The sequence below is a fragment of the Bacillus sp. MHSD_36 genome (genome assembly GCF_030757775.1).
Classification (GTDB): domain Bacteria; phylum Bacillota; class Bacilli; order Bacillales; family Bacillaceae_G; genus Bacillus_A.
Genome location: NZ_JAVBIS010000007.1, coordinates 88,374 through 101,119, shown reverse-complemented (window position 1 = coordinate 101,119; position 12,746 = coordinate 88,374). Strand labels below are relative to the sequence as shown.

Annotated in this window: 6 protein-coding genes and 1 pseudogene; 1 reads left to right on the top strand and 6 read right to left on the bottom strand. The window is 35.0% G+C overall.

What is annotated here, in order from left to right:
- Positions 1-474: 474 nt before the first annotated feature.
- The 5 genes from topB to Q9B79_RS22885 all read right to left on the bottom strand — a co-directional run bounded on the left by topB (position 475) and on the right by Q9B79_RS22885 (position 10,384).
- Positions 475-2,664, bottom strand: a complete 2,190-nt coding sequence (topB, locus tag Q9B79_RS22905) for a DNA topoisomerase III (RefSeq protein WP_306187924.1) — start codon at positions 2,662-2,664, stop codon at positions 475-477.
- 194 nt (positions 2,665-2,858) lie between these two features.
- Positions 2,859-5,774, bottom strand: a complete 2,916-nt coding sequence (locus Q9B79_RS22900) for a YhgE/Pip domain-containing protein (RefSeq protein WP_306187922.1) — start codon at positions 5,772-5,774, stop codon at positions 2,859-2,861.
- Between the two features lie 306 nt (positions 5,775-6,080).
- On the bottom strand, positions 6,081-6,872 hold the full coding sequence (locus Q9B79_RS22895) for an endonuclease/exonuclease/phosphatase family protein (RefSeq protein ID WP_306187920.1): 792 nt from the start codon (positions 6,870-6,872) through the stop codon (positions 6,081-6,083).
- A 4-nt stretch (positions 6,873-6,876) separates the two neighbouring features.
- Positions 6,877-8,514, bottom strand: a complete 1,638-nt coding sequence (locus Q9B79_RS22890) for a PTS transporter subunit IIBC (protein ID WP_208735218.1) — start codon at positions 8,512-8,514, stop codon at positions 6,877-6,879.
- Between the two features lie 205 nt (positions 8,515-8,719).
- Positions 8,720-10,384, bottom strand: coding sequence for a glycoside hydrolase family 13 protein (locus Q9B79_RS22885; RefSeq protein ID WP_208735219.1), 1,665 nt, complete (start codon positions 10,382-10,384; stop codon positions 8,720-8,722).
- 243 nt (positions 10,385-10,627) lie between these two features.
- On the opposite strand from Q9B79_RS22885, the gene Q9B79_RS22880 reads away from it, so the two are divergent.
- Positions 10,628-11,962 carry an FAD-binding oxidoreductase gene (locus Q9B79_RS22880; RefSeq protein ID WP_306187916.1) on the top strand — a complete coding sequence of 445 codons (1,335 nt, stop codon included), beginning with the start codon at positions 10,628-10,630 and terminating at the stop codon, positions 11,960-11,962.
- A 31-nt stretch (positions 11,963-11,993) separates the two neighbouring features.
- On the opposite strand, the pseudogene Q9B79_RS27110 reads toward Q9B79_RS22880, so the two are convergent.
- Positions 11,994-12,566 (bottom strand): annotated as a pseudogene (locus tag Q9B79_RS27110) (methyl-accepting chemotaxis protein); the annotation flags it as partial.
- Positions 12,567-12,746 lie beyond the last annotated feature (180 nt).

Here is a 12,746-nt window from a genome sequence, read left to right as displayed (position 1 = left end):
TTAATTTTACAAAGGGGGACAATTCCTCTAAGTTGTCTCCTCAAGTAGCTTCTACAAGTATTCTTTTCCCTTAATTGGAGAAATACCATTCCTTCGGTTGTTCTTATATGGCCGCTCTTTATAGAACAGAGTACTTCAGCTGATAAAGAACAAGACCACTTTAATGTGGTCTTGGTTCTAAATTAACTTAAGCAATTCATGCAGATCATTTATTATTCTTTCTTGCGCCCACCAGAATAATGTTATGAGCACCCCTTAAATCTAATTTTCCAAAAAATTTATTGACTCTTGATAACTCTTGTTCTGAAGAATTAAATATTACTTTTATTAATTTCTTATATAACAATCAACGAAAACATTAAACTCCTTTATAAGATCAAAAAAATAATTTAAAGAATTAACTCCATTTGGAATAACCTTTATTCCAAATGGAGTTTTTAAACTAACTGCTAAATTAAATTTTATGATCTCATTTTAATCAAATTTTAATTTCTTTAATGCTTCTGCGAACGGGTTATTTAATGGTTCTTCTTCTTTGTTCTGTTGTTTCATATATTTTTGAACGTCGCGTTTATCCGCTTTGTTTCCAGATTCTTTTTTACGTCGCTCTTGGAATGTCGATAACTTCTCGCGATAGCCACATTTACATGCAAAGATTTGCCCTGCACCTTCACCACGTAATTCTAGTTTCTTCTTACATTGTGGGCAACGAGCGTTTGTTGTACGAGATACATTTTTACGATGACCGCATTCACGGTCTTGGCATACGAGCATTTTTCCTTTTTTGCCGTTTACTTCTAGCATTGGTTTACCACAGTCTGGACAAGACTTCGTTGAAATGTTGTCATGTTTATATTTTTTATCACTCGATTTAATTTCAGAAACAATTTCTTTCGTATAGTTCTTCATTTCGGAAATGAATACTTCTTTTTTCAGTTTACCCTTTGCAATTGCCTCAAGTTTTTGCTCCCATTCCCCAGTTAGTGTAGGAGACTTTAACTCTTCTGGCACTAAATCAAGTAACTGACGGCCTTTTGAAGTAATGTGAATATCTTTACCACGTTTTTCAATTAAGAAAGAATTGAAAAGTTTGTCGATAATATCTGCACGTGTCGCTACAGTACCTAATCCACCAGTCGATTTTAACGTATCAGCAAGTTGTTTATTTTGTGTATCCATATATTTTGTAGGATTCTCCATTGCTGAAAGTAAAGTTGCTTCGTTAAAACGTGCAGGTGCTTTCGTCTGACCTGATGTTTGCATAATTAACTTTACAGTTAATGTATCGCCTTTTTCAATGTGAGGTAGAAGCTGCTCTTTTACGTCATCAGTCACATCATCGTCTTCAAAGCGATTCTCGTATACTTCTTTCCAACCGGCATGTAGAATAGTTTTTCCGCGTGCAATGAACGTTTCATTGCCGACTTTTGTGCGTAATGTTAGTTGTTCGTATTCGAATGCTGGGAATAAAACAGCTAAGAAACGTTTTACAACTAAATCATAAATTTTACGTTCTTTATCTGTGAAGGCTGAGAAGTTAACGTATCCTTCTGTTGGAATGATTGCGTGATGATCGCTTACTTTACTATCATCAACAAATGATTTATTAGCCTTGATAGGCTTTTGTAATACTTTATGTGCTAAAGGACGGTATTCTCCAATACCACATGCTTTTAGACGTTCTGGAAGTGTTCCGACGATATCAGATGAAATGTAGCGTGAATCTGTACGAGGGTACGTTAGCACTTTATGCTGTTCATACAATTTCTGCATAATATTTAACGTTTCTTTAGCAGAGTAACCGAACTTTTTATTTGCATCACGTTGCAATTCAGTTAAATCGTAAAGACCAGGAGAGAATGACTTCTTCTGTTTCTTATCAATTTCCACAACAGTAGCATTTTGTTTATCTAGGTTCTTTACGATGCCATCAATTTTTTCTTTATTAAAGCTACGACTATTACCGTTTGCATCTTGCCAAGTTAGTTTTAACTTATCAGTTGTTTGCGCTTCGATACCGTAGTAAGTTTGAGCTTTGAAGTTTTTTATTTCATCTTCACGACTAGCGATCATAGCGACAGTTGGTGTTTGTACACGCCCACAGTTTAATTGTGCATTAAACTTTGTTGTTAATGCACGAGTAGCATTTAGGCCAATATACCAATCAGCTTCAGAACGAGCGACAGCTGAAGCGTATAAATTGTCATATGCTTTACCTGGCTTTAAGTTTGCAAAACCATCTTTAATTGCTTTGTCTGTTACAGAGGAAATCCATAAACGCTTAATTGGTTTATTCACCTTTGCTTTTTCAATTATCCAACGTGCAACTAGCTCTCCTTCTCTTCCAGCGTCTGTGGCCACAACCACTTCATTAACATCATTTCGGGTAAGTTGATGTTTCACAGCATTAAACTGTTTTCCCGTTTGTTTTATAACAACTAATTTCATACGTTCTGGAAGCATTGGAAGATCTTCAAGATTCCATGTTTTATACTTATTATCGTAAGCCTCAGGGTCTGCAAGCGTCACTAAATGCCCAAGAGCCCAAGTCACGATGTATTTGTCACCTTCTAAAAATCCATTACCTTTTTTTGTACACTTTAATACTTTTGCTATATCACGTGCAACTGATGGTTTCTCAGCAATTACTACACTCTTTACCATTTTTTATTCAAACTCCTTTACTAACTATATACCGTTTAATATACCACAGTTTTCAAGAAGAGCAGTAAGAAGCACCTTATATATCAATCATAATTGACATAACTCGTTTAAGAGTGACCAAACAGAAGCATTAAAAAAATTAAAATTTGATTAAACAAAAAGGTTCCTACCTCTATCGGTAGGAACCTTTTATTTTAGTGAATGATTTTACTTCCTTTTGCATTCTCAACGAATTTTTCACTCGATTTGTTAATTGGTGTTTTCAATAATAACGCAGCAACAATCATAACTACTACGAAAGCACTTAACACAAGTAAATCTCGCGTTACGATATCCCAAAGCATTCCGCCTACTGTTTCACGAATTGCACTAATTGCGTATGTGAACGGTAAGAATGGATAAATTGCTTGGAAGAACGCTGGTGTCATTTGAATTGGGAATGTTCCGCCCGACCCTGCTACTTGCAGTACAAGTAAAATGATCGCCATCGATTTCCCAACGTTTCCGAAAATAGAAACGAGTGAGTATACGATACAAACGAAGACTCCGCCAATAAATAAACTAAATAACACAAACCAGAACTTATCGACTACGTACGTACCGAGTAAGAATATATCTCCCATCGATACAATAAACGCCTGTGAAAGACCTATCGTTAAGAATGTTAATAAACGTCCGAAGTAAATTTCATGGCTCTTATAATTCGCGCCCTCTTCATGTACTTCTACTGTTAATAATGAAACCATTAATAATGCGCCTACCCATAATGCAAGCACTGTATAGAATGGTGACATTGCTGAACCGTAGTTCGGCATCGCAAATAACTTATTCTCTTTTAAATTGACTGGATTCGCAAAGTAATCACTTTGCTTTTCAACATCATTTTTCAATAAGCGTATGATATCTTTTAAATCCTCTTCAGATTCAAAATCACGAATTTTATTTGCTAATTCTTTAATCTTTTTCTCAGTCTCCGGCATTTCAGCTTTAATATCTGCTAATTTCTTTTTACCATCTACTAAGCCTTTTGATGAATCTTCTAGTAACTTTTTAACATCTGGAAGCTTTTTGTCTGCTTCTTTTAAAATTTGAGATGTGTTTTTAGACATCTCTTTTGTACGAGCAATTGCTTCATTAAAGTTTGGAACGATTTCTGAATCATATTTAGCTAAGATGTCACCTATTTGACCCGAAACATTTTTAGATACTTCATTAATACTCTCAATAACATCTGCCGCTGGTTTTTGACCTTTATTAATAGCGTCAATTCCTTTATCAGTTAAATCGATTCCTTTTTGAAAACCATCTTTTACTTTATTCAATTTAGAAATCATGTTGTTCATGTTCTTATCACTATTTACATCTGCTAAAACTTTATTCGCATTTTCCATAACGGGAATCATATCATTAACTAAATTTCGCCCCGCTTTGAACTGGCCATTTAAATCATTTAAAGCTACTTTTGTCGAATCTAGTCCGTTGACACCTTTATTATTTAAGTCTTCTCTCGCTTTTCCAAGCTCCGTTTTTAATCTGCTGTAATCATTTACAGCCTTATCATATTTTTCTCTACCATTGTCTAATATCTCATTAGTTTTGTTTATTTCTTGATTTAAATTCTGTTGCGCATTTCCAGCTTTATCTTTTAATTGTTCAGCTGTACTTACCGCTTTTTCAAAATCTGCTACGAACGTTGCATTATAATCTGCCTCCGCTTGGTTTACCAAATTATTTATTGCATCTAACTTTTTATTAGTAGCATCTCTTAAATCTTGTTTCACTTCTTGCCCTGTACCTATAATATTAGCGATATCTTTAACGCCACCATTTGCATTGTCTATAGCCGATTTAAGATTCGTTAATTTATCTATTCGTTTTTGGAAGAAGTCTTTTCCAGAATCAGTTGGTGCAGATTCTTTAAATTTAGTAAAGACATCAATTAAATATGAAACACTATCCACACGACCTTGAAGATTCTCAGAAACCTTATTAAGATCTTGTTTCGCTTTTTCCGGGTCAAAATTACCATTTTGTAACCCGTTTATAACTCCTTGTGCATAAGTTGTTCCAACACGTATTGAGCCGAATACATTATTTACAGTTTGATCAATATTTTTAGCAATATCTTTATACAATTGACCATTCACCTGCGGTAGTTCTGGTATCTGTGGAATAGTTATATCAGGCAACACCGGGAATGTAGCCGGATCTGGAAGTGCCAGATTGAAATCAACAGATGGATTTTTTAAGAAATCCGTAATCGCCGCCGCACCATTCAAACCTGTTTGCATTGCAATTAGATTATTCTTAATAGTGCCCGGAGCACGATTCAATGTTCCATCATTTCTCGCAAAGAATGCATCTAAACTCTTAAGTGTATCCTGCCCATCATTAATAACACTTTCTACAACCGGCAACTCTTTCTGCGCCACTTTCACAACATCTTCTGCTCGAGTCGCATCATCTAACGCCTTATCCATCAATGTATTCATTTCTGGGAACTGCGCTTCTAACTTAAATACAAGATCTTTTACTTTCTCGATACTTGGTAAGTTTGTTTCTAAATCGATTCCAAGGTCATTGAAGATTTTAAAAATCTCACCGTTTGCTGTTTTAACAAAGTTTTTACTAATTTCTTCTGTAATACCCGATGCACCTTTTGCTGTAATTTTTGGTGCAATCGCATTTACTTTTTCGTTTACATAGTAATCCAGTTCCGGCTTCTGTGGATTTTCATCCAGAACAGTTGCAATCTTTTTAGAGAAGTCTTTTGGAATTGTAATGCTAGCATAGTAATCCCCGCGTTCAACTCCGTAAATTGCCTGCTTTTCATCTACAAATTTCCAACCAAGATTTTTGTTTTTCTTAAGAGAATCTACAATCTCGTCACCAATATTAATATCTTTCCCTCTTAAATTAGAGCCTGCATCTTGGTTAGAAACTGCAATGGGAACCTCTTTTGTATTTCCGTACGGATCCCAAGAAGCTTTAATGTTAAACCATGCATATAAGGATGGTAAAATCATTAACCCTAAAACAATAACAATTGCAGCCCAATGTTTAGCTACATTCCGTAAATCTGTCTTATAAATACGCCAAATTTGTTTCATAGAAGTTATCACCTAATTATATATTTTTCCTTCTTTAGAAAATGATACATACATTTTGCAATTATATCACTTTCTACATCGTGGATTAACCAAAAACGAACTATTTTTTCCCATTAACTTTGACTTACTACATTATATAACGAAGTCAGTCAAAGTATGAATACAAAATGACCAAATCGGTTTTACATTCAATAATAACAAATATATAGGAAATGTCATAAAAAATACAAGTATTTTCTCTTGGAAATACTTGTATTCCTCAAAAAAATCCTCACAGCTTTTCATCATCTGTGAGGATTTCTTCTATTATATATCTACTTGTACTTCTACACCGAAATGATCTGAAATTACATTTCGGTTTGTACCATTAAAAATGACCTTTGAAGAACGAACTTTTTCACTTTGGTTACACAATATTAAATCGATTCGTAGATTATGTTTATTTTCATCCCAACCAGCAATCTCCCCTTGGACAGTTGTTCCTTCATCCTTCTCTATTGCTAGTTCATATGTGTCATACAAACCTTTTTGCATCATATATTCATAACCCTCACCTTGCAAACGGGCGTTATTATTAAAATCACCCATTAAGAAGGATAGTTCATTTCTATCTATACGCTCCATTAAACGATTAACTTGACCTTTAAATGATTCTTCTTCATCATTCCACCAACCGAGGTGGCAAGAATAAAACGTGATGTTCTTACCATTATAGGCAATTGTTGCACTTACAATTTTGCGTGTTTTCCAATACGTTGTATCCTTCTTTTCTGAAATAAAGAATGTATCTTCTTTTATAACATTATGTTTCGTTACAATCGCTAATCCTTCTTCATACACATCATAACCAATATGAGAGAAATCCCAAGTAATATTGTAATCTTTTACATGTAACGCTTTTAACTCTTCTAATAGTAAAAGTCCAAAATTATCTTCTTTCTTGTTACCGCATACATTTTCAGCCCCTATCGACTGACTTACTTCTTGTAATGCGATGACATCATACTCTTCTTCTTGAATGACTTTAGCAAGATATTTTATCTTTTCTATTTGATTTTCTTCTTGCCAAGAGTGACAGTTTAAAGTTAGCAATTTCATATTATTACGCACCTAACATATCTTGAATGTCTGACTTTAATACGTCAGCTTTCGGACCATATACTGCTTGCACACCTTTGTCTTTTACGATAAGTCCTAAAGCACCATTTTGTTTCCACTGCGCTTCTGGTGCAACAACATCTAAATTTTTTACTGTTACACGTAAACGAGTCATACAAGCATCTACGTCAGCAATATTTTCTTTTCCACCTAATAAATCAATAACTTTTGTTGCTAATGAACCATCTTGTACATTTCCTGTTCCCTCTGATGACTCATCTTCATTATCAATATAGTTACCTGCACGCCCTGGTGTTGGTAAATTGAACTTTTTAATTAAGAAATTGAATAATGTAAAGTTCAGACCGAAGAACACTAATGAAACGATAACGAAATTGATTAAATCTCTAGTTAGTCCCGCATTAACCATCATCGGTGTACGAGTAATTAATTCAATAAATCCAAATGCGTGAACACGTAAGTTAATTAAATCCGCTAATGCGAATGCAAGTCCTGTTGTAATTGCATATACAACATATAATACTGGAGCAATAAACATGAACATGAATTCAATTGGTTCTGTTACACCTGTTAAGAATACTGCTAACGCTGCTGATAAGAACATTGGTTTATATTTTGCACGTTTTTCTTTATCAACATTACGGAACATTGCGAATGCAATACCCATTAACGCTGCTGATGAACCGATAACTTGTCCAGCTTTGAATCGGGCTGGTACAACATTATTTAATAGATCGTTATATGCTTTTGTATCTCCATTTGCTAATAAGTTATTTAAATCTGTAATCCATGCAAGCCATAAAGGATCTTGTCCTGCTACAACTTGTCCAATTTTTGAGCCAGTTAACATCGTATATGTTCCGCCTAGCTCTGTGTAGTTCATCGGAATTGTTAACATATGATGTAAACCGAATGGTAATAGTAAACGCTCTAATGTTCCATATACAAATGGTGCAACAATTGGTGCACTATCCTTTGAAGCTGCAATCCAGCGACCAAATTCATTTAATCCACTTTGGATGAATGGCCATAAAAGTGATAATACAATTGCAGTGACTGTAGACCAAACAATTACAACGAATGGTACAAATCGTTTTCCGTTAAAGAATGCTAATGCCTGTGGCAGTTTGTTATAGTTATAATACTTGTTATATAAAGTAGCTCCTAAGAAACCTGTGATAATCCCTACGAAAACTCCCATGTTTAATGCTGGTGCACCAAGTACAGAAGTAAAGTAATCTTTTACAATTAAATCCCCTGCTAATACTGAAGAAACTTTCGCTTTTGAATCCGCTAACATTTCAGCGTTTACGCCAAATATAGCTCCTGTAATTCTGTTCGTTAAGACGAATGCTAATAGCGCTGCAAATGCACCACCTGCGCGGTCTTTCGCCCAAGATCCCCCAATTGCTACTGCGAATAAGATGTGCAGATTTGTAATAATTGCCCAACCGATGTCTTCCATTACGCGAGCGATCGTATGAACTGCGTTAATATCCCCAGCAGACATCCCAATTAACTTACCTATAGAAATCATTAAACCAGCTGCTGGCATTACAGCTACAACAACTAATAATGCTTTCCCGAACTTTTGCCAAAAATCAAAAGACGTAATTTTCATCTGTTCTTCCTCCCCTTTATTTATAACAACATAATAATTTAAATTATAATTTCTGTTTCTATTGTGAAAACGATTCCTTATGTTACTTCATTTTTATCTTTACGCAACCGTTTTCATAAATCTATTTTAATAAAAGCGTTTTCACTTTGCAATAGAAATTTATTTTTTTTCATAAAAAAAGATGCTCTAGGAGCATCCTTTTTTATTATGAAATGCGATAAACCCTTGTTTCATAAGGCTTTAACATGATTGTAGTTACTTGTTCATGTTCCGCAACTTCGTAGTTATTTAAAAGCAAACGTTTGCGTTCTAGTGCGAATGAATCCTCATTATATACAGCTTCCTCTTTTGAGATATTACTAATTACAATGATTTTTTCATCATTTAATGTACGAGTATATGCATAAATTTGCAGATCATCTTCTAAAAGTAAATCGTACGTACCGTAATTCAGTACATCATGCTCTTTTTTCAAGGCAATCATTTTCTTATAGAAATTGAAAATAGAGTTCTCTTCATTTTTTTGCTTTTCAACATTAATTTCTTTATAGCTTGGATTCATACCAAACCAAGGTGCACCTGTTGTGAAGCCAGCATTCATCTCATCGTTCCACTGCATAGGTGTACGTGAATTATCGCGGCAAGAAGCCCATATAATTTCCATCATATCTTGATGTGATACGCCCTCTGCAATTTTTTCGCGATATAAATTTTTAATTGCTACATCATCGTAATCTTCAATATTTGGGAATCGAACATTTGTCATCCCAATTTCTTGTCCTTGATAAATAAACGGTGTACCGTGCATAAAGAAATACATTGCTCCTAGAGCTGTTGCACTTTCACGCCAATATTGTTTATCATCTCCCCAAGTTGAAACGATACGTGGCTTATCATGATTCTCAATATATAAAGCATTCCATCCTTTATTTTCTAACCCTTTTTGCCATTTCGTTAATACTTTTTTCAGTCCTACAACATCAAGATCTTTCTTCTTTTCTGCATCCCATAAGCTTAAATGTTCGAATTGGAATACCATATTGAACTTGCCTTGCTCTTCTCCAACCCAAAGCTCAGCATCTTCAATCTTAACTCCATTCGCTTCACCAACAGTCATAATATCGTACTTAGAAAATGTATTTTCTTTTAACTCTTCTAATAAAGGTTGAATACCATCTACATTCATATGTTTATCAAAAGATGGTACATACTTCAGTTCTTTGGGATTTGGCATATCTTTGAAGCCATCTTCTTTTTTAATATGGCTGATTGCATCCACGCGGAAACCATCAATTCCTTTATCAAGCCACCAATTAACTGTATCGTATAACACTTCGCGAACTTCTTTATTCTCCCAATTTAAATCTGGTTGTTTACGCGAGAATAAGTGTAAATAATATTGTCCTGTTACCTCATCATATTCCCATGCCGAACCATTGAAAATACTTTCCCAGTTGTTTGGTTCCGCACCATCTTTACCATCATGCCAAATATACCAATCACGCTTCGGATTGTCTTTAGATGAACGAGACTCAATAAACCATGGATGTTCATCACTTGTATGATTAATAACTAAATCAATAATAAGCTTCATATCACGCTTATGAACTTCATCTAGTAAAGCATCAAAGTCTTCCATCGTACCAAACTCATCCATGATATCTTGATAATCACTAATGTCATAACCATTATCATCATTAGGTGACTTATACATTGGACAAATCCAAATTACATCTATACCTAAATCTTTTAAATAATCCAGTTTCGCAATAATACCTTGTAAATCTCCAATACCATCACCATTTGAATCCATAAAGCTACGTGGATAAATTTGATAAGCAACCGCTTCTTTCCACCATGTCTTATTCATAGTCATTCTCTCCTTTTGCATCCCATCGGAATTTTATGCAAACGTTTTCGTAACACTATCATAACAAAATATGAATAGTTTGCAACTGTTTTCATTGAACTCTATGTAGATTCCTTATTCTTATGCTTTATTTATTTCTCACAAAAGTAAATCTCATTCCTCACCTACTCTTGTCCACGCATGTTACATATGCTTTTCATATATTAATAAAAAGCACTACTTATTTTAGAAAGGAGTGATAAATTGAAACAAACAAAATTAACAGGTCGTATCGTTGTTCCTTCAGATCCTGACTATGATGTAGCCCGAATGAATTTAAATTTAAGTATTCCAAAACTCCCTTGTATTATTGTTTTTTGCCAAAATAAATATGATGTGTGTAATGCCTTAAAATGGGCTCGCGAACGCCATGTACCATTTCGCTTAAGAAGTGGACGTCATAGCTATGAAAATTTTTCTCTTTTAAATAGAGGTCTTATTATTGATGTAAGTGAAATGCATCGCATTACTGTTCATACAGATAAATTAACAGCAACAATTGAAGCTGGTGCAAATCTTGGCACCGTTTATAAAGAGCTTTGGAATTATGGTGTGACAATACCAGCTGGTACAAGTGCAAGCGTCGGAATTGTTGGATTAGCACTCGGCGGTGGCATCGGTATGCTTTCACGCTTGTTTGGATTAACATGTGATCAATTAGTAGAAGTTGAAATGGTACAAGCGTGTGGTAAATTTGGAGCAAAAATCATTCGCGCAAACGAACATGAAAACCATGACTTGTTTTGGGCATGCCGCGGTGGTGGCGGTGGAAACTTCGGCATTGTTACTTCTTTAACTTTTCGAGTGCATCCTATAAAAAATGTATCAATCTTCTCCATTACATGGGAATGGGAAGATTTTATCGCTGCATTTCAAGCTTGGCAAAACTGGGCACCTTATATAGACGAACGTCTCACTTCATCAATTGAGTTATTCGCAAAGCAACAGAACAAAATTGAAGCACAAGGTGAGTTTGTTGGCTCTCCCTCGGAACTCCATTCCTTATTATCTCCTCTTCTTGAAACTGGTACCCCCTCTCTCTTTATAGATGAAGTTCCTTATATAAAGGCTGTTGAATTTTTTAATAGTGGTAATATCCCTGAAAACTTCAAACGCTCAGGTTCCTATGTATATAAACCTATTCCCCTTAAAGGAATTCAAATCATGCAACACTTCCTTTCCCATGCTCCAAATAAAGATGCGAGTATTTGGCACCAATCGCTCGTAGGTGCTGTTGAAAATATTCCATCTTCTGAAACAGCTTATTTCCATCGTAAAGCGATTATTGCACAAGAATACATTACCTCCTGGAAATGTGATGATGAAGAAAACCGAAATATACGCTGGGTTAAAGATTTACGAGAAAACTTGGATTCTTATACACTAGGTGACTATGTCAATTGGCCCGATATCGATATTAAAAATTGGCAAACTAGTTATTATGGCCGTAACTTTCAAAGATTACGTAAGGTGAAAACCATATATGACCGTTGCAATGTTTTTCGATTTCAACAAAGTATCCCTCCTTTTCATACGTAAAAAAAGAAGAACAGTATTCTGTTCTTCTCTTTTACATTGAAAATCGTTCAATTGTTTGTTTCAATTCTGTTGCTTGTTTCTCTAGATCCTTTAATAATTGATCGATTGCTATCATATTTTTAGATTGTTGCAACGTCACACGTGCTACTTCTTGTGAACCAGCTGACGTTTCTTCAGCAATTGCTGCTACGGCCTTTGTTTGTGCTCCTGTTTGATGAATATGGCTCACTTGTTCATTCATATAACCACTAATTTGCTTCGTTGCATCCGCTACTTCCATAACACTTGATGACATTTCTTTTAAAATTAATTCCGTAGCCTCCCCACGTTTCGCCTCTTCTTTAGCTATTTTCACTTGTTCTGTCATTTTCATTGCAACTTGTTGTACTTCCTCTTGCATATTTCGTAATAACTGCGATATGTTTCTTGCAGAATGATCACTTTCATCAGCAAGTTTTCGTACTTCTTCCGCAACAACCGCAAAGCCTCTTCCATGCTCTCCTGCACGAGCAGCCTCAATAGAAGCGTTTAGTGCTAATAAATTAGTTTGGCTAGCAATCTCACTCACAACAGAAACAATATGTTCTACTTGTTTCATTCTTTCCTCTAACTTCTGTACATTTTGCATTGAATCTTCATTTTCTTTCGCCAATGTTTGAATACCTTGAATTAAAGACGTAAAGACACGAGTACTATTCCCTAAAGCTTGAACCATTTCTGAAGACAACTCATCAGACTGTTTCGCTTTCTCTTCTACTTCACTTGCAATAGAAGTTGTTGTATC

Excerpts from the sequence above, each read along its gene's own strand:
- topB (WP_306187924.1), bottom strand. The coding sequence starts at position 2,664 with ATGGTAAAGAGTGTAGTAATTGCTGAGAAACCATCAGTTGCACGTGAT.
- Q9B79_RS22900 (WP_306187922.1), bottom strand. The coding sequence starts at position 5,774 with ATGAAACAAATTTGGCGTATTTATAAGACAGATTTACGGAATGTAGCT.
- Q9B79_RS22895 (WP_306187920.1), bottom strand. The coding sequence starts at position 6,872 with ATGAAATTGCTAACTTTAAACTGTCACTCTTGGCAAGAAGAAAATCAA.
- Q9B79_RS22890 (WP_208735218.1), bottom strand. The coding sequence starts at position 8,514 with ATGAAAATTACGTCTTTTGATTTTTGGCAAAAGTTCGGGAAAGCATTA.
- Q9B79_RS22885 (WP_208735219.1), bottom strand. The coding sequence starts at position 10,384 with ATGAATAAGACATGGTGGAAAGAAGCGGTTGCTTATCAAATTTATCCA.